Source organism: Pseudomonas lijiangensis (genome assembly GCF_018968705.1).
Classification (GTDB): Bacteria; Pseudomonadota; Gammaproteobacteria; order Pseudomonadales; family Pseudomonadaceae; genus Aquipseudomonas; species Aquipseudomonas lijiangensis.
This window is the reverse complement of sequence record NZ_CP076668.1, coordinates 2,396,396-2,417,807: the sequence shown is the minus strand read 5'-3', so window position 1 is coordinate 2,417,807 and position 21,412 is coordinate 2,396,396. Positions and strand designations below refer to the sequence as shown.

22 protein-coding genes are annotated in these 21,412 nt (G+C 59.8%); 12 read left to right on the top strand and 10 right to left on the bottom strand.

Translation table 11 applies throughout. From position 1 onward, the window contains the following. Positions 1–53: 53 nt before the first annotated feature. Positions 54–1,484, bottom strand: coding sequence for an NAD-dependent succinate-semialdehyde dehydrogenase (locus KQP88_RS10525; protein WP_216705619.1), 1,431 nt, complete (start codon positions 1,482–1,484; stop codon positions 54–56). A 170-nt stretch (positions 1,485–1,654) separates the two neighbouring features. Next, a complete protein-coding gene (locus KQP88_RS10520; protein WP_200992940.1) occupies positions 1,655–2,512 on the bottom strand; it encodes an SDR family oxidoreductase in 858 nt (285 codons plus the stop codon). A gap of 219 nt (positions 2,513–2,731) precedes the next feature. On the opposite strand from KQP88_RS10520, the gene KQP88_RS10515 reads away from it, so the two are divergent. The 6 genes from KQP88_RS10515 to KQP88_RS10490 all read left to right on the top strand — a co-directional run bounded on the left by KQP88_RS10515 (position 2,732) and on the right by KQP88_RS10490 (position 7,663). Beyond that, positions 2,732–3,322: an amino acid synthesis family protein gene (locus KQP88_RS10515; RefSeq protein ID WP_095067590.1), complete on the top strand. Its 591-nt coding sequence runs from the start codon at positions 2,732–2,734 to the stop codon at positions 3,320–3,322. A gap of 40 nt (positions 3,323–3,362) precedes the next feature. Beyond that, a complete protein-coding gene (locus KQP88_RS10510; RefSeq protein ID WP_216705618.1) occupies positions 3,363–4,196 on the top strand; it encodes an alpha/beta fold hydrolase in 834 nt (277 codons plus the stop codon). Continuing rightward, positions 4,193–5,674 (top strand): aldehyde dehydrogenase, encoded by a 1,482-nt coding sequence (locus KQP88_RS10505; RefSeq protein WP_216705617.1) that lies wholly within the window; start codon positions 4,193–4,195, stop codon positions 5,672–5,674. Before KQP88_RS10510 ends, KQP88_RS10505 begins: the two co-directional genes overlap by 4 nt. 14 nt (positions 5,675–5,688) lie before the next feature. After that, positions 5,689–6,174: a flavin reductase family protein gene (locus KQP88_RS10500; RefSeq protein ID WP_216705616.1), complete on the top strand. Its 486-nt coding sequence runs from the start codon at positions 5,689–5,691 to the stop codon at positions 6,172–6,174. 171 nt (positions 6,175–6,345) lie between these two features. Next, complete coding sequence (locus KQP88_RS10495; protein ID WP_200992943.1) at positions 6,346–7,098, top strand: GntR family transcriptional regulator; 753 nt, start codon at positions 6,346–6,348, stop codon at positions 7,096–7,098. A gap of 1 nt (position 7,099) precedes the next feature. After that, positions 7,100–7,663 (top strand): NUDIX hydrolase, encoded by a 564-nt coding sequence (locus KQP88_RS10490; protein ID WP_200992944.1) that lies wholly within the window; start codon positions 7,100–7,102, stop codon positions 7,661–7,663. A 131-nt stretch (positions 7,664–7,794) separates the two neighbouring features. On the opposite strand, the gene KQP88_RS10485 is transcribed toward KQP88_RS10490, so the two are convergent. Next, complete coding sequence (locus KQP88_RS10485) at positions 7,795–8,091, bottom strand: DUF1330 domain-containing protein (RefSeq protein ID WP_216705615.1); 297 nt, start codon at positions 8,089–8,091, stop codon at positions 7,795–7,797. A gap of 93 nt (positions 8,092–8,184) precedes the next feature. On the opposite strand from KQP88_RS10485, the gene ribBA reads away from it, so the two are divergent. From ribBA to KQP88_RS10460, 5 genes are all read left to right on the top strand, one after another. Next, positions 8,185–9,294 (top strand): bifunctional 3,4-dihydroxy-2-butanone-4-phosphate synthase/GTP cyclohydrolase II, encoded by a 1,110-nt coding sequence (gene ribBA, locus KQP88_RS10480; RefSeq protein WP_216705614.1) that lies wholly within the window; start codon positions 8,185–8,187, stop codon positions 9,292–9,294. A gap of 308 nt (positions 9,295–9,602) precedes the next feature. Next, the gene (locus KQP88_RS10475) at positions 9,603–10,628 is read left to right on the top strand and encodes an ABC transporter substrate-binding protein (RefSeq protein WP_216705613.1); all 1,026 of its coding nucleotides are present in this window, start codon (positions 9,603–9,605) and stop codon (positions 10,626–10,628) included. Further along, a complete protein-coding gene (locus KQP88_RS10470; protein WP_216705612.1) occupies positions 10,613–11,569 on the top strand; it encodes an ABC transporter permease in 957 nt (318 codons plus the stop codon). The genes KQP88_RS10475 and KQP88_RS10470 overlap by 16 nt, the downstream gene beginning before the upstream one ends. A gap of 3 nt (positions 11,570–11,572) precedes the next feature. Continuing rightward, positions 11,573–12,388: an ABC transporter permease gene (locus KQP88_RS10465; protein WP_200992949.1), complete on the top strand. Its 816-nt coding sequence runs from the start codon at positions 11,573–11,575 to the stop codon at positions 12,386–12,388. Next, positions 12,385–13,539 carry an ABC transporter ATP-binding protein gene (locus tag KQP88_RS10460; RefSeq protein ID WP_216705611.1) on the top strand — a complete coding sequence of 385 codons (1,155 nt, stop codon included), beginning with the start codon at positions 12,385–12,387 and terminating at the stop codon, positions 13,537–13,539. The genes KQP88_RS10465 and KQP88_RS10460 overlap by 4 nt, the downstream gene beginning before the upstream one ends. Before the next feature lie 151 nt (positions 13,540–13,690). On the opposite strand, the gene KQP88_RS10455 is transcribed toward KQP88_RS10460, so the two are convergent. From KQP88_RS10455 to KQP88_RS25250, 6 genes are all read right to left on the bottom strand, one after another. Further along, entirely contained in the window at positions 13,691–14,092 is a 402-nt protein-coding gene (locus tag KQP88_RS10455) for an ExbD/TolR family protein (protein WP_200992951.1), read from the bottom strand. Between the two features lies 1 nt (position 14,093). After that, positions 14,094–14,816: a MotA/TolQ/ExbB proton channel family protein gene (locus KQP88_RS10450; RefSeq protein ID WP_198729055.1), complete on the bottom strand. Its 723-nt coding sequence runs from the start codon at positions 14,814–14,816 to the stop codon at positions 14,094–14,096. Positions 14,817–14,901: 85 nt separating this feature from the next. Continuing rightward, a complete protein-coding gene (locus KQP88_RS10445; protein ID WP_200992952.1) occupies positions 14,902–15,714 on the bottom strand; it encodes an energy transducer TonB in 813 nt (270 codons plus the stop codon). Positions 15,715–15,935: 221 nt separating this feature from the next. After that, complete coding sequence (locus KQP88_RS10440) at positions 15,936–16,445, bottom strand: copper chaperone PCu(A)C (RefSeq protein WP_216705610.1); 510 nt, start codon at positions 16,443–16,445, stop codon at positions 15,936–15,938. After that, on the bottom strand, positions 16,439–17,044 hold the full coding sequence (locus KQP88_RS10435) for an SCO family protein (RefSeq protein WP_200992953.1): 606 nt from the start codon (positions 17,042–17,044) through the stop codon (positions 16,439–16,441). Before KQP88_RS10435 ends, KQP88_RS10440 begins: the two co-directional genes overlap by 7 nt. Positions 17,045–17,136: 92 nt before the next feature. Further along, positions 17,137–17,514, bottom strand: coding sequence for a DUF2946 domain-containing protein (locus KQP88_RS25250; RefSeq protein ID WP_025259806.1), 378 nt, complete (start codon positions 17,512–17,514; stop codon positions 17,137–17,139). Positions 17,515–17,861: 347 nt separating this feature from the next. Between KQP88_RS25250 and KQP88_RS10425 the strand changes: the two genes are divergently transcribed. Then, positions 17,862–20,357, top strand: coding sequence for a TonB-dependent receptor plug domain-containing protein (locus tag KQP88_RS10425; protein ID WP_216705609.1), 2,496 nt, complete (start codon positions 17,862–17,864; stop codon positions 20,355–20,357). A 15-nt stretch (positions 20,358–20,372) separates the two neighbouring features. Here the strand turns inward: KQP88_RS10425 and KQP88_RS10420 are convergent, their stop codons facing one another. After that, positions 20,373–21,317, bottom strand: coding sequence for a helix-turn-helix transcriptional regulator (locus KQP88_RS10420; protein ID WP_200992955.1), 945 nt, complete (start codon positions 21,315–21,317; stop codon positions 20,373–20,375). Between the last annotated feature and the right edge of the window lie 95 nt (positions 21,318–21,412).

The following is a 21,412-nucleotide window of genomic DNA, read 5'->3' as shown; positions in this document are numbered from 1 at the left end:
GAAGAAGGTATGAACCGTCTATTCGCGAATGAATTCGCTCCCACAGAGTTTGCTTAGTTGAACTGTGTGACCAGCTTGGTATTGAGGTAGGCCTCGATGGCTTCGGTGCCGCCTTCGGAGCCGTAGCCTGAGTCCTTGATCCCGCCAAACGGGACTTCTGGCAAGCCGATACCCTGATGGTTGATCGACAGCATACCGGCTTCAATGCCATTGCTCAGCGCCTGAGCGGTCTTCATCGAGGTGGTGAAGGCATAGGACGCAAGACCGAACGGCACGCGATTGGACTCGGCAATGACCTCTTCCAGCGTGTCGAACGGCACCAACAGCGCAACAGGGCCGAAAGGCTCTTCGTTCATGATGCGCATTTCAGGGGTCAGACCGCTCAATACGGTTGGCTCGAAGAAATAGCCAGCGCCTTCAACGGCCTTGCCGCCCGTTTCCAGCTTCGCACCGGCACCCACTGCATCTTCGATCAGATCCGTCAGTGCCGGAATGCGACGTTCATTGGCTACCGGCCCCATGGTGGTGCCCGCTTCCAGGCCATTGCCGACCTTGACCTCACGGGTCAGCCCCACGAACTTCTCGGTGAAAGCCTCGAATACCTTGCGCTGTACCAGAATCCGCGTCGGTGAAACACAGACCTGACCGGCATTGCGGAACTTGGCGGTGGACAGCACTCGCGCAGCCAGATCCAGATCGGCGTCGTCGAAGACCAATGCAGGCGCATGACCGCCCAGTTCCATGGTGGCGCGCTTCATGTGCTGGCCAGCCAGGGCCGCCAACTGCTTGCCAACCGGCGTGGAGCCGGTAAAGGTCACCTTGCGGATCACCGGATGCGGAATCAGGTAATTGGAGATCTCGGCAGGCACGCCATACACCAGCCCGATCACGCCAGCCGGGACACCGGCATCGGCAAAGGCACGGACCAGTTCGGCAGGCGATGCCGGGGTTTCTTCCGGGGCCTTGATGATGATCGAACAACCGGCGGCCAGTGCCGACGACAGCTTGCGCACCACCTGGTTGATCGGGAAGTTCCAGGGCGTGAACGCGGCAACCGGGCCGACCGGCTCCTTGATCACCTTCTGCTCGATGGAGGGATTGCGCGACGGCACGAGACGGCCATAGCTGCGGCGCCCCTCCTCGGCAAGCCAGTCGATGATGTCGGCAGCGGACTGGGTTTCCATGCGCGCTTCGGCCAGCGGCTTGCCCTGTTCCTGAGTCATGATGCGGGCAATGCTGTCGGCGCGCTCGCGCAGCAATTGCGCAGCCTTTTGCATGATCTTGTAGCGGTCATAGGCCGAAGTGGCGCGCCAGGTTGCAAAACCACGTTCAGCTGCCGCCAGGGCTTCGTCCAGATCGGGAATGCTGGCATGGGCCACCGTTCCCAGCGACTGGCCGGTGGCAGGATCGATGACCGGCAAGATGCGGCCATCGCGGCTTGCACGCCATTGGCCATCGATATAGAGCTGAACATCGGGATACATGGCATTTCTCCTGAAGTTGTTGCATGACTGAGTCGACCAACTTACGGGGATATCCCCGCAAGAGTCAAGGCACAGTCAAGAATGAATGACAGACGCAAACAGCAACGGCCTGCCAGCACCTCATCGACAGGCCGTCACTGCATGGGAGTACAGCGAAAGCAGAATGTTCGCTACAAAATCGGCTTGCCGCCCGTCACGCTATACAGCGCACCGGAGGTATAGCTGGACTGATCGGAAGCCAGCAGCACATAAATCGGTGCCACCTCAACAGGCTGACCCGGACGCCCCAGCGGCGTCTGGCTGCCGAAGTTGCGGACTTCTTCCTCGGACATGGTCGACACGATCAAGGGTGTCCAGATCGGACCCGGAGCGACACTGTTGACCCGGATTCCACGCTCGCCCAACAGTTGCGCCAGACCGCCGGAAAAATTGGCAATGGCGCCCTTGGTGGAGGCATAAGGCAGTAGAGTCGGCTTGGGCATGTCGGCGTTCACCGAACTGGTATTGATGATCGAACTGCCTTGAGCCATGTGTGGCACTGCCGCCTGACAGATACGAAATATCGCCGTGATATTGATATCGAAGGTCCTCACCCATTCTTCGTCGGGGATTTCCTCGAAGGTTTCGTGGGTCATCTGGAAGGCGGCGTTATTGACCAGCACATCGATACGCCCAAATCGCCCAACGGTTTCTTCAACAATGTGGCGGCATTGCTCTTTCTGCGCCAGATCGCCCGGCAACAACAGACACTGCCTGCCAGCCTGTTCGACCCAACGAGCGGTCTCCTGAGCATCCTCATGCTCATCAAGGTACGAGAGCGCGACATCGGCACCCTCACGGGCAAAGGCAATGGCCACTGCACGGCCAATGCCGCTGTCCGCGCCTGTGATCAGGGCAATCTTGTTTTGCAGCCGCTCAGAGCCGCGGTAGCTCTGCTCGCCACAATCGGGATAGGGCTCCATTTTCGCTTGTGAACCAGGCACCGATTGCGCCTGTTGCGGGAAAGGAGGTCTTGGGTAGTCAGTCATTTCTTTCTCCTGGTGTGGGCTGGAGGAGAGGAAAACCGTCCATGGCCCATGAAATATCTGGCCTGCCAGCGCCGGACACGTTCAAAGAACCACAGGACACCACTGACGAATGGTCGCCGAGGAAGGTTTTTGCAACCCGCTCGAATAAAGCACTTGCGCGCACAATCTTATGGTATACCATCATACGAAATACAACAGTGCTCGATCCGGGAGTCCTACATGAGCTTTGAAATTCGCAAGATCGTCAATTACACCGAAGAGACCTTCATCGAAGGCGGCAAGGCGACCGACAAACCGGTGACCATGGTCGGCCTGGCTGTCGTGATCAAGAACCCTTGGCTCGGTCGTGGTTTTGTCGAAGACCTCAAGCCTGAAATCCGCGCCAACTGCTCCGAGCTGGGCGAACTGATGGTCAAGCGCCTGACGGCGGCCATCGGTGGTGCAGACAAGATCGAAGCCTACGGCAAGGCCGCAGTGGTCGGTGCCGAAGGCGAGATCGAACACGCTTCGGCGGTGATTCACACCCTGCGTTTCGGCAACCACTACCGTGAAGCAGTCAAGGCCAAGAGCTACCTGAGCTTCACCAACAAGCGCGGCGGCCCGGGCACTTCCATCCAGATTCCGATGATGCACAAGGATGACGAAGGTCTGCGTTCGCACTACATCACCCTGGAAATGCAGATCGAAGACGCCCCACGCGCCGACGAAATCATCGTTGTGCTGGGCGCTGCCAACGGTGGCCGCCTGCATCCGCGCATCGGCAACCGTTATATCGACCTGGAAGAGCTGGCTGCCGAGAAGGCGCAGTAATTATCCATCCCTGACAATAATGTCTGCGCAGGAGCGATCCATGATTCAGCTCACCGCTGAACGCACCCCGGCCGGAACCAGTTATCTGGCCACCGGCCAGGGCCACCCTGTGGTGTTGATTCACGGGGTGGGTCTGAACAAAGAAATGTGGGGCGGTCAGATTGTCGGCCTGGCCCCGCATTACCGAGTCATTGCCTACGACATGCTGGGTCATGGTTCGAGTCCGCGCCCGGACCCGGATACCGGCCTGCCCGGTTATGCAGAACAACTGCGAGAACTGCTCGATCATCTGGGCCTACCTCAGGCCACGATCATCGGCTTCTCCATGGGTGGACTGGTTGCCCGGGCCTTTGCCCTGCACTTCCCGCAGTACCTGTCCGGCATGGTCATCCTCAACAGCGTGTTCAATCGCACGCCCGAGCAGCGTGCCGGTGTCATCGCACGCACCAGCCAGGCCGCCGAACACGGGCCGGACGCCAATGCCGCCGAGGCCTTGTCGCGCTGGTTCAGCAAGGAATACCAGGCCGCCAACCCCGCGCAGATCGCGGCCATCCGCCAGAACCTGGCAAGCAACGATCCACAGGGCTACCTGACCACTTACAAGCTGTTTGCCACACAGGATATGTACCGCGCCGACGATCTGGGCGATATTCGCGCACCGACGCTGATTGCCACCGGCGAGCTGGACCCCGGCTCGACACCGGACATGGCTCGTCAACTGGCGATGCGTATCCATGGCGCAGAGGTTGCGATACTGCCCGAGCAGCGGCACATGATGCCGGTGGAATCGCCGCGTCTGGTCAATCAGGTGTTGCTGGACTTTCTCGACAAGTCGGCAGCTCTACATAATCCGGCAAAGGGAATCGTTGCATGACTCTCACGCGCTTTCAGATGTGCATCGACGGCCAATGGGTCGACGCACTTTCCGGCAAGACCTTCGACAGTCTCAACCCTGCATTGGCCGAACCCTGGGCGCAGTTGCCCGACGCAGATGAAGCGGACGTGGAGCGCGCCGTCCAGGCCGCACAAAAAGCCTTTGAAGGCAAGGCCTGGCGCGGGCTGACAGCCACGGCACGAGGCAAGCTGCTGCGCAGGCTGGGCGACCTGATCGCCGAGAACAAGGAGCAACTGGCCCAACTGGAAAGCCGCGACAACGGCAAGCTGATCCGCGAAACACGTGGCCAGGTGAGCTATCTGCCGGAGTTTTTCCACTACACGGCCGGCCTTGCGGACAAGCTCGAAGGCGGCACCCTGCCCCTCGACAAGCCCGACCTGTTTGCCTACACGGTCCATGAACCCATGGGCGTGGTCGCCGGAATCATTCCCTGGAACAGCCCGCTGTACCTGACAGCCATCAAGCTGGCTCCGGCATTGGCAGCGGGCAACACCATCGTGCTCAAGCCTTCCGAACACGCCTCGGCCACCCTTCTGGAACTGGCGCGTCTGGCGCTGGAAGCCGGTATTCCGCCGGGCGTGGTCAATGTCGTGACCGGGTACGGCCCGAGTACCGGTGCCGCCCTGACCCGTCATCCGCTGGTGCGCAAGATAGCCTTTACCGGCGGCGCCGCGACTGCGCGCCATGTGGTGCGCAGCAGCGCCGAAAACTTCGCCAAGCTGTCCCTGGAACTGGGCGGCAAATCCCCCAACATCATCTTTGCCGACGCCGATCTGGACAGCGCCATAAATGGCGCGGTCGCTGGCATCTATGCCGCTTCGGGGCAAAGCTGTGTGTCGGGCTCGCGACTGCTGGTCCAGGACGAGATCTACGACGAATTCGTCGAGCGCCTGGCCGAACGCGCCAGCCGCATCCGCATCGGCAACCCGCAGGACGAAACCACTGAAATGGGCCCCATGGCCACTGCCCAGCAACTGGCCGTGGTCGAAGGCCTGGTGGCTGATGCACTGGCCGAAGGCGCACGCCTGCGACTGGGTGGCAAGCGGCCCGAAACAGCCAGCGAAGGCTGGTTCTACGAGCCGACCCTGTTCGAGTGCGACCGCAACTCCATGAAGATCATGCAGGAAGAAGTCTTTGGTCCTGTCGCGTCGGTGATCCGTTTCAAGGATGAAGCCGAAGCCCTGGCGATTGCCAACGATTCGCAGTTTGGCCTGGCAGCAGGTATCTGGACCCGGGACCTTGGCCGCGCGCACCGTCTGGCACGGGACATCCGTTCAGGTATCATCTGGGTCAACACCTATCGAGCCGTATCTGCCATGGCCCCCATCGGCGGGTTCAAGAACAGCGGCTATGGCCGGGAAAGCGGCATCGACTCGGTCCTGGCCTATACCGAACTGAAAACGGTATGGATCAATCTATCGCAGGCCCCCATGCCTGATCCTTTTGTAATGCGTTGAGTGAGGCGGCGGCAATGATAGAACCCGGCATTTATAAAGAAGTCATGGCGTCCTTTCCTTCGGGCGTCACCATCGTCACCACACTGGACGCCGAAGGCAGTCTGGTAGGCATCACCGCCAGCGCCTTCAGCGCACTGTCCATCGACCCGGCACTGGTGCTGTTCTGCCCGAATTACGCCAGCGACACTTACCCTGTGCTGCGCGACAGTAAAAAGTTCGCGATCCATTTGCTCTCTGCCGAGCAACAGGCTGAAGCCTATGCGTTCGCCAGCAAGGGCAAGGACAAGACCAAGGGTATCGAATGGCACCTGAGCGAGCTCGGCAACCCGTTGCTGAGCAAGGCGACGGCGATCATCGAGTGCGAACTGTGGCGCGAATATGACGGCGGCGATCACGCTATCATCGTCGGCGCGGTGAAAAACCTGATCCTGCCCGAAACACCTGCCATACCGATGCTCTACCACCGAGGCAAACTGGGGGCTCTGCCACCTTTTGCTTGAGACGGGGTTCTTGGTAGTCAAGAGCAACGGCGTGATAAACTCGGCGTCTCTCCGGGCGATTCAGGCCCGGTCATGCGTCAGCCCGGCCGGTTTTCAGGCTGACGCCATGAACGCGACCGCCTTGTTCTGGCCGTGTTTTTCACATAGACAGCCCCACTCCGAGCACACCCGATGAAACGCCTGCCACTCGACGACAACTTCAAGGTCAATCGCAACCCCGTTACCCTGCGCGAAATCGTGCTGGACAAACTGCGCAGCGCGATCATGAACTTCCAGCTTCTGCCGGGGGATCGTCTGGTCGAGCGAGATCTGTGTGATCGTCTCGGGGTCAGCCGGACCTCCGTGCGTGAAGCCTTGCGCCATCTGGAGTCCGAAGGTCTGGTGGAGTTCGCCGACGCCAAGGGGCCACGGGTCGCCATCATTACTCTGGAAGATGCCTGCGATATCTATGAGCTGCGTTGCGTGCTCGAAGGGCTGATCGTGCAGCTGTTCACCCTGCGAGCCAAGGCGAAAGATATCCGTGCCCTGGAAAAGGCCCTTGAAGAAAACCGCAAGGCACTCAAAGATGGCGAGTTACAACAGGTCATCGATTCGGTGCAAAGCTTCTACGACGTACTGCTCGAAGGCTCGGGCAATCACATCGCCGCTACCCAGTTGCGTCAGTTGCAGGCGCGCATCAGCTACCTGCGGGCCACTTCGGTGTCACAGATCAACCGCCGCGGTGCCAGCAGCAAGGAAATGGAACACATCGTCGAAGCCATCAAGAGCGGCGACCCGCTGGCGGCCCACAAGGCTTCCGTCGATCACGTGCGCAACGCTGCCGCTGTGGCGCTGGAATATCTGAAATCCAAGCAGGACGATGACGCCAAGGTCCGCGACATCGTTGCTCCGATTGCCATCAAAGAACCCCGAATAGGACGCTGACATGCCCGCGCCGCGCTTTTGTCCGCAATGTGGCAGTGCCGATCTCGATCAGCGTGTGCCACCGGGCGATACCCATGCGCGGCTGATGTGCGGCAGTTGCAACTACATTCACTACGTCAATCCGAAGATCATTGCCGGCTGCATCATCGAGCAGGAAGGCAAATACCTGCTGTGCCAGCGGGCAATCGCGCCACGCCCCGGCACCTGGACGCTACCGGCCGGCTTCATGGAGAGTGGCGAAACCACCGAACAGGCCGCCCTGCGGGAAGTCTGGGAAGAAAGCGGCGTACGCGCAGAAATCATCTCGCCCTACTCCATCTTCAGCGTGCCGAAGATCAGCGAGGTGTATATCGTCTTCCGCGCCATAGCCCTGGAAATCACCGGCCAGTTCGGGCCGGAGACCCTGGATTACAAATTCTTCGCCCCCGAAGACATCCCGTGGGACAGCATCTACTACCCCGCCATCCGGCAAATCCTCGAACGCTACATCACCGAGCGCCAAGCCGGGGTGTATGGCCTGTACATGGGCAATGATGACACCGGCAAGGTGCATTTCATCCGATAGGAACCATCCGTGGGAGGGGCCTTGGCCGCGACAGCCAGTTTGAAGGTACTGAAGATGTGTTGCCTGTAAGCTGGGTCGTCGCGGCCAAGGCCCCTCCCACAAGTGACTTCATATGCCTTGACTGATCGGCACTACTGCTGCGCGATACCTTCGACAATCACGATCTCGGCATGGGCCACGCCATGGCGATGACTCATCGCTTCCTGGTACTCAGGCGAGCGATAACAGGCCAAGGCTTGCTCATACGACTCGAATTCGATCACAACGGTGCGTTGCGGCGTGTCGCGACCTTCGACGGCTTCGGAACGTCCGCCGCGCGCCATGAATTTGCCACCAAATAATTCAAATGCCGCTGGCGCTCGCTGGGTATATTCGCTGTACTGCTCAGGGTCGGTTACGTCCACGTTTGCAATCCAATAAGCCTTCATCGCGATCTCACTGTTTCAATGATAGGGAATCTGTGAAATATTCTGTCTTATGGTATACCACGATTTTTCATCCATAACACCGAGATCCTGAGTATGGCGTTCGATCGCATCGAAGACATCATTGAAGACTACCGTCAGGGCAAGATGGTCCTGCTGGTGGACGACGAAGACCGGGAAAACGAAGGTGACCTGCTGCTTGCTGCCGACCTCTGTACACCTCAGGCCATCAGCTTCATGGCCCGCGAAGCACGCGGCCTGATCTGTCTTACTCTGACCGACGAACATTGTCAGCGCCTGGGACTGGAGCAGATGGTACCCAGCAACGGCAGCGTATTCGCCACGGCGTTCACGGTTTCCATCGAAGCCGCAACGGGCGTCAGCACCGGCATTTCTGCCGCCGACCGAGCCCGCACCGTCCAGGCTGCCGTCAACCCCCAGGCCTGTGCCGACGATCTGGTGCAGCCTGGCCATATTTTCCCGCTGCGCGCCCGCGAAGGCGGCGTGCTGACCCGCGCCGGTCACACCGAAGCCGGCTGTGACCTGGCTCGCCTGGCAGGCCTGACGCCTGCATCGGTGATCGTGGAAGTCATGAACGATGACGGCACCATGGCCCGCCGCCCCGATCTTGAGCTGTTCGCCGAAAAACATGGCATCCGCATCGGCACCATTGCCGACCTGATCCATTACCGCCTGAGCACCGAACACACTGTGGTGCGCATCGGCGAACGCGAGCTGCCAACGGTTCATGGCACCTTCCGCCTGTTCAGCTACGAGGACCGGATCGAAGGTGGCGTACACATGGCCATGGTCATGGGCGACATCCAGCGCGATTTCCCGACCCTGGTGCGAGTACACGTGGTTGATCCACTGCGCGACCTGGTAGGTGCCGAGTACACGGGCCCGGCGAACTGGACCCTGTGGGCCGCCCTGCAGAAAGTCGCCGAAGAAGGACGCGGCGTGGTCGTGGTACTGGCCAATCACGAGTCCTCCCAGGCACTGCTGGAGCGTATCCCGCAACTGACCCAGCCGCCGCGCCAGTACACCCGTTCGCAGTCACGTATCTATTCGGAAGTCGGCACTGGCGCACAGATTCTGCAAGACCTTGGCGTGGGCAAATTGCGCCATCTGGGCCCTCCTCTCAAATACGCCGGTCTGACCGGATACGATCTGGAAGTGGTTGAAAGTATTCCCTTTACTGGCTGATTTCAGCCCTGAAAGGAGGCAGGCAGCAAGGCTCAAGAAGAGACGTTTACCCCCGTAAAACAAGGCTTTCACCGGTAAAAAAAGCAAAATGAGCGGGTTCCGACAGGGCAAAATACTTGCACAAAGCTTGGAATACCATAATATGACATTCCGTAGACCGAAGGTTTTGTCAGGTGCCCCCAGCCAAGGGATAAGGCCAACAAAAGCACCCGACACGGTCGCCAGTTTCTCCGGTCCTCTGGACCTACTGCTCCCGAATACGCGGGCACAAAAAGCCCGCTCAAAACACAACAAATGAGGGCGTGAAAATGGTGTTGAACAAACGAGCAACTGCAGCTCTTGCTGCGGGCATTCTGGCTATCTCGAGTCTCACAGCCATGGCCGCCGAAAGCGTCAACTTCGTCAGTTGGGGTGGTTCTACCCAGGACGCACAGAAGCAGGCCTGGGCAGCGCCTTTCACCAAAGCCAGCGGTATTACCGTTGTGCAGGACGGCCCTACCGACTACGGCAAACTCAAGGCCATGGTGGAAAGCGGCAACGTGCAATGGGATGTGGTGGATGTGGAAGCCGACTTCGCCCTGCGTGCCGCCAGCGAGGGCCTGCTGGAGCCCCTTGATTTCAACACCATCAAACGCGACCGGATCGACCCGCGCTTCGTCTCGGATCACGGCGCAGGCTCATTCTTCTTCTCCTTCGTGCTGGGCTACAACGAGAGCAAGGTAGGCGCCAAGGCCCCGCAAGACTGGTCTGCGATGTTCGACACCAAGACCTACCCCGGCAAGCGCGCCCTCTACAAATGGCCAAGCCCTGGTGTGCTTGAACTGGCACTGCTGGCCGATGGCGTTGCCCCTGACAAGCTCTACCCGCTGGACCTGGACCGCGCCTTCAAGAAACTCGACACCATCAAGAAAGACATCGTCTGGTGGGGCGGCGGCGCTCAATCCCAGCAACTGCTGGCTTCGGGTGAAGCGTCCATGGGCCAGATGTGGAACGGTCGCGTCTACGCCCTGCAACAGGATGGCGCTCCAGTGGGTGTGAGCTGGAAGCAGAACCTGGTCATGGCTGATTTCCTGGTCGTCCCCAAAGGCGCCAAGAACAAGGAAGCTGCCATGAAGTTCATCGCCGAAGCGACCAGCCCCAAAGGCCAGGCCGACTTCTCCAACCTCAGCGCCTATGCACCGGTCAACCTGGACAGCGTACCGCGCCTGGATTCGACGCTGGCGCCGAACCTGCCGACCGCCTATGCCCCGGACCAGATCACTCTCGACTTCGCATACTGGGCCAAGAACGGTCCTGACATTGCGACACGGTGGAACGAATGGCTGGTCAAGTAAAAATGACGGCTATTGCTTCCCGTCAACCCAACCCGGCCGGTGGTGCGTCAAGCACCGCTGGCGCGGCTTGCACCAAGGCAGTGAAGATGCAGCCAAAAACGTCTTTGTCACAACGCTGGCGCGGCAGTCGCAACCTGCTCCCGGCACTGCTCTTTCTGGGGCTTTTTTTCTTCGCACCTCTGATAGGCCTGTTGCTTCGCGGTGTGCTGGAACCCACTCCGGGCCTGGGCAACTACGAACAGTTGTTCGCCAACTCCGCCTACGCCAGGGTGTTGTTCAACACGTTCTCGGTGGCGGGTCTGGTCACTCTGTTCAGTGTGCTGCTGGGTTTCCCGCTGGCCTGGGCGATCACCCTGGTGCCACGCGGCTGGGGCCGCTGGATTCTCAATATCGTGCTGCTGTCGATGTGGACCAGCCTGCTGGCCCGCACCTATTCCTGGCTGGTGTTGCTCCAGGCTTCCGGAGTCGTCAACAAGACACTGATGGCCATGGGTATCATCGATCAGCCGCTGGAGATGGTGCATAACCTCACAGGCGTGGTGATCGGCATGAGCTACATCATGATTCCGTTCATCGTGCTGCCGTTGCAGGCGACCATGCAGGCCATTGACCCGATGGTGTTACAGGCCGGCTCCATCTGCGGTGCAAGCCCGTGGACCAACTTCTTCAGGGTGTTTCTGCCGCTGTGCCGCTCGGGGCTGTTCTCCGGTGGCCTGATGGTGTTTGTGATGTCCCTGGGTTACTACGTCACCCCCGCTCTGCTGGGTGGCGCGCAGAACATGATGCTGCCCGAGTTCATCGTCCAGCAGGTGCAGTCCTTCCTGAACTGGGGACTGGCCAGTGCCGCAGCCGCACTGCTGATCCTGATTACTCTGGTGCTGTTCTACTTCTATCTCAAGCTCCAGCCGGAATCCCCGGTCGGCGCCAGCAATGCGAGGTAAGCCATGCTCCTGACTCCCAATGCCATGAGCACACGCCTGCGGGTCGGTCTGTACCTGACCACCGGGGTGATCGCGCTGTTTCTGTTGCTGCCGATCCTGTTCATCGTGCTGCTTTCGTTCGGCTCATCCCAGTGGCTGGTCTTCCCGCCACCGGGCTGGACCCTGAAGTGGTATCAGCAGTTCTTCTCCAATCCGGAATGGATGGCAGCGGCGATGTCCAGCCTCAAGGTCGCCGTGCTGACTACCATCAGCGCCGTCGCCCTGGGCCTGCCCACCGCCTTTGCTCTGGTGCGCGGACGCTTTCCGGGACGTGACATGCTGTACGGCCTCTTCACCCTGCCGATGATCGTGCCGCTGGTGATCATTGCCGTGGCCGTGTATGCGCTGTTCCTCAAGCTCGGCTACACCGGCACGCTGTTTTCCTTCGTGGTCAGCCATGTGATCGTGGCGCTGCCGTTCACCATCATCTCGATCATCAACTCGCTGAAACTGTTCGATCAGTCCATCGAGGATGCCGCCGTGATCTGCGGCGCATCGCGCATCCAGGCAGTGATCAAGGTCACCTTCCCGGCCATTCGCCCCGGCATGATCGCCGGTGCACTGTTCGCGTTCCTGGTGTCGTGGGACGAGGTGGTGCTGAGCGTGATGATGGCCAGCCCGACCCTGCAAACCTTACCCGTCAAAATGTGGACCACTTTGCGTCAGGATCTGACCCCGGTCATTGCAGTCGCTTCGACGCTGCTGATCGCCCTGTCGGTGCTGGTCATGTTCATCGCCGCGACCCTGCGTCGCCGCAACGAAGCCAGGAGTACCTCATGAGTGCAGTGATCAAAGACAGCGCACAACACGACCCGAAAACCCTGGTCAGCCTGTGCAACCTGAACAAGCATTACGGCGATTTCGCTGCAGTGGACAATATCGACCTGGATATCCAGGACGGCGAGTTCCTGACCTTCCTGGGCTCCAGCGGCTCTGGCAAGAGCACCACACTGTCGATGCTGGCCGGGTTCGAAACACCCAGCTCGGGAGAAATCCTGGTGGGTGGCAAATCCCTGGTGAACGTGCCGCCCCACAAGCGGGATATCGGCATGGTGTTCCAGCGTTATTCGCTGTTTCCTCACCTGTCGGTACGCGACAACATCGCCTTCCCGCTGGCCATCCGCAAACTGCCGGCGGCCGAACGCGACAAGCGCGTGGACGCCATGCTCAAGCTGGTGCAACTGGAACAATTCGCCCATCGCCGCCCTTCGCAACTGTCCGGCGGCCAGCAGCAACGTGTGGCCATTGCCCGGGCGCTGGTTTACGAACCACGCATTCTGTTGATGGATGAACCTCTGGGCGCGCTGGACAAGAAACTGCGTGAAGACCTGCAGGATGAACTGCGGCAGTTGCATCGTCGCCTGGGTATCACCATCGTCTACGTGACCCACGACCAGGAAGAAGCCATGCGCCTGTCTCAACGCATCGCGATCTTCAGCCACGGCAAGATCGTCGGCCTGGGCACCGGCTATGACCTCTATCAGAACCCGCCCAATGCCTTTGTCGCCTCGTTCCTGGGCAACTCGAACTTCCTGAAGCTCAAGGCACAGGGCAATGCGGTGGCGACGTTTGAAGGCCATCCGCTGTCGATCCGGCTGACTTCAGGCCTGAAAACCGATCAGGATGTGTTGCTGATGATCCGTCCGGAGAAAGCCCAGGCCCTGAGCACTCAACAGGCCGAAGCCACTCCGCTGGAGCATGGCTGGAACGAAGTCACGGCCAAGGTGACGGAAGTCTTGTTCCTGGGCGAAAGCCAGACCTGCGCAGTCGTCACTTCAGGCGGTACCGCCATGACCGTCAAGGCCCTGTCAGCCACCGGCCTGCAACTGAAAGCCGGTGATACCGTCCGCGTTCGCTGGGCCACAGCCGATGCCTGCATCTACACCCAATGGGTCGACAGCGACCTGAACAAGGCGGCTGGGGCACACTGAGTCCGCTTTCGCGACTGAAGTCTCTCCCACAACTATTCATTCAGTGGGAGCGAATTCATTCGCGAAAACCTCACCCCCACACACAAAAAAAAGGCCGTACCTACCTGAGGGTACGACCTTAAAGGCTTCACTGTCTTGAAGGGGTATTGCTCTATTTGGCAGTGATCACCGACAACTTGGTGATGCCTGCACGCTCGATCGAGGCCATGGCGCGGGCCACTTCTCCGTAGTTCACGTCGTTGTCTGCCTGAAGCTGCACACGAACCTGCGCGTCCTTGGCCTTGGCGGCCTGAAGGTTGGTTTCCAGCAGGTCTGCCTGAATCTCGTCCTTGTTGATGAACACCTTGCCCTGCCCGTCGATGCTCACGACCAGCGGGTCCTTCTGCTCTGCCGGGGCGACCGCTTCGGTCTTGGGCAAATTGATCGGAATCGAGTTGGTCAGCAGTGGCGCGGTCACGATGAACACCACCAGCAGTACCAGCATCACGTCCACCAGAGGCGTTACGTTGATTTCGCTGAGTACTTCATCATTGTCTTGAGTGGAGAAGGCCATATCAGGAAGCCTCCTTCACTTTCTGGCCAGCGCCTGCGCCATTCTTGGTCAGGACCGGGTGCAGCAGGACACGGAAGGCGTTTTTCTGCGCCAGGCTGTAGAAGTCATGGGCAAAGTCGTCCAGGTCGGCAGCGGTCAGCTTCAGGCGACGCAGGAAGTAGTTGTAAACCAGCACCGCAGGCACCGCGACCGCGATACCGACACCGGTTGCAACCAGTGCCGCACCGATAGGACCGGCCACCGTTTCCAGGCTGGCGGAACCTGCTGCGCTGATCCCCTTGAGGGCCGACATGATGCCCCACACCGTACCGAACAGACCGATAAAGGGCGAAGTGCTGCCGATACTGGCCAGGATAGCCAGGCCGGTTTCCAGCGAACGGCGTTCACGCACGATCTGCTGACGCAGGGCACGCTCCAGACGATCCTGATGGTTGATCGACTGGCTCAGGTCGGTCTGCTGACCACCTTCATGAACCTGGATGGCGGCATAACCGGCCTGGGCAACACGAGCAGCAGCGCCAGGCTGTTGCTGAGCCAGTTCAGCGGCTGAATCCAGGCTGGAGGCCGCCCAGAACTGCTTGTGGAACTTGCGATCCTGGGATTTCAGACGTGAAAACTGTACGCCCTTGAGCAAGGCCAGGCCCCAGGTCGCGACGGAAAAGACCACCAGCAGCCAGATGACCGCGTGTTCGATGGATTCAAAAGGGGATGCCAGTAAGTTCATGATCTGTGCTCTCGTGCTGATACGTCAGGTTCTGGTGTCGCGATGCTCCTTTTGTCAGGTGGCCCGCATTGAATCGTTGAAACCGTTATTTGATCTTGAAGTCGATGGGCACGCTGACCCAGCCGTCCTGGGCGACATCGCCCTGCTTGGCGGGAACGAAGCTCCAGCGCTTGACTGCCGTTACGGCGGCTTCGTCGAGCGAATCACGACCACTGCTTTTCTGAATCTGTATTTCGCCGGGCTTGCCGCTGGCCAGTACATGCACCCGCAACAGAACCGTCCCTTCCCAGCCGCGGCGCATGGCCAGCGACGGGTATTCCGGGGCCGGGTTGCGCAGGTAACCGGCGCTGGCCGAAGCCGGAGTCACAGGGGCCGGTGCAGGCGGCGCGGGGGGCGCTGGTGCTGCAACCGGTTGTGGCGGAGCCGGTGGCGCAGGCGGTTGCTCCACAGGCTTGGCAACCGGCTTGGGAGGCGGCGGCTTCACGACCGGCTTGGGTTTGGGCTTCGGTGGTGGCTTGACGGCAAGCTCATCCTCCACGGGAGGCGGCGGCTCGACCACAGGTTGAACGATGGGCTCCGGCGGCGGTGGCGGCGTTTCAACCACGGGCGGTGCGGGCTGGGAGAATTCGATGGTCATCGGCGGAATTTCCGGCGGGACGACCGGCAGAACAGGTGTCTGAGTCTGGCTCAGCCAGTAGATGACCGCACCATGCAGCACCAGAGCAAATGCACCGAGCAGAACGGCTTCCCGGCGTCCAAGAACAGGCTTGGGCGTACGGTGCAACCGCGACTGCGCCAAGGGTCCCCGAAAAGGACGCCCCAGATCGACCAATTCGCCGCTCGGCGTTTGGCGCCAAGGCACTTCGTGCGCACTGGCTGCGGTCTGGACATTGCCCATTGATACACTCCTGCATTTTTTCAATAAAAATCCAGGTTCTGTTGGTATCAGTCACCTTTCCAAGTTGATAGCGCCAGGCAATCATCCATGATCGCGCTTGTTCCTGAAAAGAATATTTAGTTCTCCTGTTATTCATAAATTGAATATAAAACCGCATCCATTAAAAAGCCCCGGCATGCACGAGCATGGCGGGGCCTGGAGCAGACTGGAGTAAACCTCAATCAATGACCGCTATGGTCACCGTGGCCGGAATGCCCCTGAGCCGTCAGAGCCCTGACAGGCGCACTGACCTTGATCGACTCCTTGACGCCCTTTTCGTCTTCGACGGTCAGGGTCAGAGGCACCTGATCGCCCTCCTTCACCTGAGCCACCAGACCCATGAGCATCACGTGATAGCCGTTGGAGTCCAGTACCACCGTCTTGCCAGCCGGCAGATCGATGGATTTGACCTGCTGCATGTTCATCACATCGTTCTTCATGCTCATCTGATGGATCTGCACGTCTTTCGCGACAGGCGAACTGACTTCAACCAGCTTGCCGCCAGTGGTCGAAGTGATGTTCATGAAAGCGCCGGTCGCTGGCTGACCGGCAACCGTGGCACGTACCCAGGCATCGTCCACGGTGGTCTGCGCATGGGCCTGAAGACTGACACCCAGGATGGACAGGGCCAGCAGCAGGCTTTTGCACGGGGTAGCGATCAGGGCATTACGGATCAGAGTAGTCATCAGCATACTTCCATCAAAGTGAGCAGATCTTCTGCGCATTGCTGCGCGGACAGCGAGTGAGACAGGCCAAGGCGCAACACGCCGCGGGTATCGAACACATAGCTGGTGGAGGTGTGGGAAATCGTATAAGTGTCGCCCAGCGGCACCTTCTCGTAGAACACGCCGAATTCCTTGGCCGTGGCCGCGGTTTCTTCCAGAGTGCCGGACAGTGCCACAAAGCTTGGATCGAAGGCCTTTACATAGGATTCGATGACTTGCGGCGTGTCACGCTCAGGGTCCAGGGTAATGAACACCACCTGGAAGGTATCGGCATCGGCGCCCATCAGCTTCTTGATCTGCGCGGCACGGGCCAGCGCAGTCGGGCAGACCGCCGGGCACTGGGTGAAGCCGAAAAACACCATCGGCATGTAGCCCCGGAAACTCGACAGGGTCAGCACGTCGCCATGAGCGTTGCGCAGCCTGAAGTTGCGCCCGATGATCTTGTTGCTCAGGTCCTTGCCGTACTTGAACGGCAAGGCATTGGAGTTATCGCAACCGGTCAGAACGCCAAGGCTCAGCAAGGAGAGGCCCGCGACCACTTCGCGACGGGTCAGGTATTGAGTCATGCATTACGGTCCTTTGAAGGAAAACAGGCAAGGCATGCAGCACGTCACATGCCGGATGCGCTGCAGACAACCAGTGAACGCAAGACGGGGTTTCAGGGCGCCTGCGGCACCAGCCCCGGCGAAGTGTGACGGGAGGACTCGCGCATCAGGCCCGGCGGGATACGCAGCCTGACATTGCGCGAGCGCAGCAGCCAGCCCAGTCCGATGAAGAACACCACGAAACCGGTCAGCTTGCCGGCAAAGGTGCAGTCCAGCATGGCCAGTTGCATGACCAGCGAATGCCTGGCCTCGTCCGGGCCTTCCATCGACATGGAAGTGTCCGGGTTATCGCCACAGATATCGGCGGCGGCTACAGAGGAAAACGTCCCCAGCATCTGCCCATGGCTGATGCTGCACATGAACCCATTGAACAGGATGAAGCCATACAGCATCCAGGCAATGAGCGAGCGGTGGGTTCGGACGAATTTCATGGCGGCGAATCTACCACTCTCACGCTCTCTCGAACACCGCGAATCCACGGACGGCATGCAGGCAAAGGCATGAAGCGTGCGGTTACGGGCCACAGCCCGAGGTGCGACAAAGTGGCGCAGGCAGTGCAACTGGGGTGCCAGAACCGTTCGGGAAGGATTCTTTCCCTACGACTAAAATGCAATTTATTTATCTAATATCAATTAATAAATTCAAATAATTCATAATTAGCTTATACCTAAAAGAACTTTCACAGGATTGTTTCATAACCATATATTCCCGCTTACAGACCGACCCTTACCAGTGGAGGCTCAGAAAAACTTCCCGAAACTGACAAGGATCGCTCACCATGGCCTCCACTGCTCGCGCAGCCAGAAAGCCCCTGCCCCCTCACCTGTTGAAAGGCATCGCCTTTGCCGGCCTGGGTCTGATAACGCCCGTCCAGGCAGCAGAAGAAGCCGGCAATGACACCCGCCTGGACAAGGTCACGGTCATCTCCACCGGGATTCGCGGCACCGAACGCACGGTGACCGACAGCCCGGCGCCCATCGATATCGTCACCAGCGAACAATTGCTCAAGACCGGCCGCGCCGATCTGACCGAAGCCATCGCCAAGCTGCTGCCTTCGTTCAACTACGGCACCAACGTCGCCGGTTACAACTCCACCATCCGCCCGCTGTCCAACCGCAGCCTGGCACCGGCCTATACATTGGTGCTGGTCAACGGCAAGCGACGCCATAACAGCGCCCTGCCCGCCAACGGCTCCACCGACAGCAGCGGCGCCAACTCGGTGGACATCGACATGATCCCCGTCAGCGCGGTGGAGCGCATCGAAGTCCTCAAAGACAGCGCCGCCGCTCAATATGGCTCCGATGCCATCGCAGGCGTGATCAACGTGATCCTCAAGTCCAGCGCACAAGGCGGCCATCTGGGCGTGACCTACGGCAAGCTCTACAGTGGCGAAGGTGAAGTGACCAAGTTTGAGGGCGACAAGGGCTTTGAGCTGGGGGATGGAGGTTTCCTGCACCTGTCCGCCGATGCACGCAAACGCGGCGATGCCAGCTGGAATGAGAAAGCCACCAATACGGCCTATTTCCCCGGCGACCCTCGTGAAGCGACCTGGGACCGGGTTGGCGTCAAGAATGGCGATCCGCAGATCAAAGCCTTCAACCTGGCCTACAACGCCGAACTGCCACTGGATGATCAGACCCGGCTGTATTCCTACGGCACCTATGGCCAACGCGACGCCATCATCAATAACTACTTCCGCTACCCCAATGGCAACGCCAACATCCCGGAACTGTTCCCCGACGGCTACTACCCGCTGAACAACCTGGACGACACCGACTACCAGTACCTGATCGGTGCCAAAGGCGAATCCCTGGGCTGGAACTGGGACCTGAGCACCACCTACGGACGCAACAACAATCATCAATACAGTGACCTGACCATCAACCCGTCACTGGGACCGGCCTCACCGACGTCGTTCGATGACCTGGCGACCTACCGCTTCGAGCAGTGGGTCAACAACCTGGATATCACACGCGCCTTCGACGGCGTGTTCGGTGTGCCGTTGCAGGTTTCCGCAGGGCTGGAACATCGCTGGGAGCGCTTCCGGACCTTCGCCGGTGATGCACAGGCCTATCAGGTGGGCGGCTATCGTTTCCCGGCCACGCTGCCCAATGGCCAGCCCAATCCTCTGGCAGGCCAACTGGCTTCGATTGCCGCCCAGGCTGCGGCGGTCATCTCGCCTCAGGATGCAACCAGCATCAAACGCAACAACTATGCAGCCTATGTGGACTTCGGCATCACGCCCATCAAGCCCCTGTTCATTGACCTGGCCCTGCGCGCAGAGCACTTCGATGACGACTCGGGCAACACCCTCAGCGCCAAACTCAACTCCCGCTATGAACTCACCGACACCTTCGCGGTGCGCGGCACTGTCGGCACCGGCTTCCGGGCGCCTTCCCTGACCCAGATCGGCTACAGCATCTCCGATAATCGGGTGGGTACAGCCCCTGACGGGACCGTCGTGCCCGCCGTGACCCGCATCGCGCCGGTCAATTCGTCTCTGGCCCAGGCACTGGGCGCCACCCCTCTGGACCCGGAAAAGTCCCGCAACCTGGGCCTGGGCCTGACCTGGCAACCGGCGCCGCGCACCAGCCTGACCGTCGATGCCTACTGGATCGAGATCGCCGATCGCATCGCCCGCACCGAAAGCCTTTACGGCCCGGCACTGGCTCCGATTCTCACCGCCCAGAACGTCGACACCAGCACCTGGACCTCGTATTACGCCAACGCTTTCGACACCCGCACCCGTGGCCTGGATATCGTGCTCGATCACTCCAGCCGTTATGGTGCCTTTGGCGATGTGCGCTGGAGCGCCGGGTTCAACTACAACAAGACCATCATCACCGACGTCAAGAGCGAGCCCTCAGCCTTGCAAGGCCTGGGCGACAACGCCGGCGGCAGCCTGACCTGGGTCGGCCGTGCCCGGGAAGGCGACCTGACCGACGCGCAACCAAAAACCAAATGGGTACTGGGTGCCAACTGGACCCTCGGCGACCTGGGCGTGAACCTGCAGACCACCCGTTACGGCAAGGTCAAGACGCTGCAACAACTGGAAAGTGGCGACCGCAGTTTCGGCGCCAAATGGATTACCGATCTGGACCTGTCCTACACCCTTCAGGAGAACATCACGGTCAGCCTGGGCGGCACGAACATTTTCAATGTGCGCCCGGACAAGAACGCAATCCCGTCGGCCAATGGCCTGAACCTCTATAGCAACCCACCGTTCTATCCGGGTGGCGGGTTCTGGTACAGCAAGATCGCTTATGACTTCTGAGGAGCGTCGTGCAGATCAGAATGGATCGACACCGGCCCGGATCGCCACTTCATCGATGCCATTGGCAGCCAGCGTGCTGAAGTGCAGCGGGTTGATGCCGTAGTAACGGCGAAAAACCTTGGCGAAGTGGCTGGCGTTGGAATACCCGACTGCCGCAGCCACTTCGCTGACCGATCCCCGCTGCTTGAGCAGTTGCGCAGCCCGCTCGATACGGACTTTCTGCAGATAGCCGTACACGCCGCTGTCGTAGACGTCACGAAAACCCTGCTTGAGTTTCTTGGTGTTGAGTTCGACGCACTGGGCCAGCGACTCGATGGTCCACTCCTGTTCAGGATGAGCCTCAAGCAGTTTGCGCGCCCGTTCCACGCGAGCCAGGTCACGGCCTCCGGCACTGAGCCCGGTGAAGCGCGCAAGATCCTGGATATGCGCAGTCAGTTGGCCGAGCATTTCATAGGCCTTGCCCCGCAACAGCAAGTCCCTGGCAACACCCTCCAGCCGGCAGCCCAGCATTTCCTGGCCGATACGCCTGACGACGTGAGGTGCCGGAAACTGTGCCAGGCGTGCAGCGCTGTCCACCGTGCGGGTTTTCTCCCACGGGCCGTCGTACTCGAACAGTTGCGTGGCCAGGTCCAGCATGCCCAGCCGGTGAGCGGCGAAGCTGATATTCACCCCGCGCCAGCGCGTCCCCGCCGGTACAAAACCCACGCCCTGCAGCGGCACCGTAGAGTGAAAGAGGCAGCAATGATCTTCGCGCCAGCTCAAGGGCGAGGTATCGGCAAAACTTCGCCAGCCCGCGCAATTGGCGTGATAGGACACCGTCAGCGACGCTTCGCATGAGGCATCCAGATGCCGGTCTTCATCGACCTGCCATTCGATCAGGCGGATATCGAGTTCGTCCCCTACCTCCTCGGTGAGCACCTTGGGCAATTCATAATCAGCGCGGTAATGATTAAGGCTCATGGGCACACACTCTTTTGGGAATCAGACTCAAATGATAACACTTATCAACTATAGTGCCGATTGCGCGCATTTATACCCCGATCGCACGCGCAACA

What these genes read in the sequence shown, in the direction of transcription:
- KQP88_RS10510 (WP_216705618.1), top strand. Translation starts at nt 3,363, where the DNA reads ATGATTCAGCTCACCGCTGAACGCACCCCGGCCGGAACCAGTTATCTG.
- KQP88_RS10440 (WP_216705610.1), bottom strand. Translation starts at nt 16,445, where the DNA reads ATGCTGATGACTACTCTGATCCGTAATGCCCTGATCGCTACCCCGTGC.
- KQP88_RS10500 (WP_216705616.1), top strand. Translation starts at nt 5,689, where the DNA reads ATGATAGAACCCGGCATTTATAAAGAAGTCATGGCGTCCTTTCCTTCG.
- KQP88_RS10525 (WP_216705619.1), bottom strand. Translation starts at nt 1,484, where the DNA reads ATGTATCCCGATGTTCAGCTCTATATCGATGGCCAATGGCGTGCAAGC.
- KQP88_RS10425 (WP_216705609.1), top strand. Translation starts at nt 17,862, where the DNA reads ATGGCCTCCACTGCTCGCGCAGCCAGAAAGCCCCTGCCCCCTCACCTG.
- KQP88_RS10520 (WP_200992940.1), bottom strand. Translation starts at nt 2,512, where the DNA reads ATGACTGACTACCCAAGACCTCCTTTCCCGCAACAGGCGCAATCGGTG.
- KQP88_RS10420 (WP_200992955.1), bottom strand. Translation starts at nt 21,317, where the DNA reads ATGAGCCTTAATCATTACCGCGCTGATTATGAATTGCCCAAGGTGCTC.
- KQP88_RS25250 (WP_025259806.1), bottom strand. Translation starts at nt 17,514, where the DNA reads ATGAAATTCGTCCGAACCCACCGCTCGCTCATTGCCTGGATGCTGTAT.
- KQP88_RS10460 (WP_216705611.1), top strand. Translation starts at nt 12,385, where the DNA reads ATGAGTGCAGTGATCAAAGACAGCGCACAACACGACCCGAAAACCCTG.
- KQP88_RS10450 (WP_198729055.1), bottom strand. Translation starts at nt 14,816, where the DNA reads ATGAACTTACTGGCATCCCCTTTTGAATCCATCGAACACGCGGTCATC.
- KQP88_RS10495 (WP_200992943.1), top strand. Translation starts at nt 6,346, where the DNA reads ATGAAACGCCTGCCACTCGACGACAACTTCAAGGTCAATCGCAACCCC.
- KQP88_RS10505 (WP_216705617.1), top strand. Translation starts at nt 4,193, where the DNA reads ATGACTCTCACGCGCTTTCAGATGTGCATCGACGGCCAATGGGTCGAC.
- ribBA (WP_216705614.1), top strand. Translation starts at nt 8,185, where the DNA reads ATGGCGTTCGATCGCATCGAAGACATCATTGAAGACTACCGTCAGGGC.
- KQP88_RS10435 (WP_200992953.1), bottom strand. Translation starts at nt 17,044, where the DNA reads ATGACTCAATACCTGACCCGTCGCGAAGTGGTCGCGGGCCTCTCCTTG.
- KQP88_RS10445 (WP_200992952.1), bottom strand. Translation starts at nt 15,714, where the DNA reads ATGGGCAATGTCCAGACCGCAGCCAGTGCGCACGAAGTGCCTTGGCGC.
- KQP88_RS10455 (WP_200992951.1), bottom strand. Translation starts at nt 14,092, where the DNA reads ATGGCCTTCTCCACTCAAGACAATGATGAAGTACTCAGCGAAATCAAC.
- KQP88_RS10485 (WP_216705615.1), bottom strand. Translation starts at nt 8,091, where the DNA reads ATGAAGGCTTATTGGATTGCAAACGTGGACGTAACCGACCCTGAGCAG.
- KQP88_RS10490 (WP_200992944.1), top strand. Translation starts at nt 7,100, where the DNA reads ATGCCCGCGCCGCGCTTTTGTCCGCAATGTGGCAGTGCCGATCTCGAT.
- KQP88_RS10515 (WP_095067590.1), top strand. Translation starts at nt 2,732, where the DNA reads ATGAGCTTTGAAATTCGCAAGATCGTCAATTACACCGAAGAGACCTTC.
- KQP88_RS10465 (WP_200992949.1), top strand. Translation starts at nt 11,573, where the DNA reads ATGCTCCTGACTCCCAATGCCATGAGCACACGCCTGCGGGTCGGTCTG.
- KQP88_RS10470 (WP_216705612.1), top strand. Translation starts at nt 10,613, where the DNA reads ATGGCTGGTCAAGTAAAAATGACGGCTATTGCTTCCCGTCAACCCAAC.
- KQP88_RS10475 (WP_216705613.1), top strand. Translation starts at nt 9,603, where the DNA reads ATGGTGTTGAACAAACGAGCAACTGCAGCTCTTGCTGCGGGCATTCTG.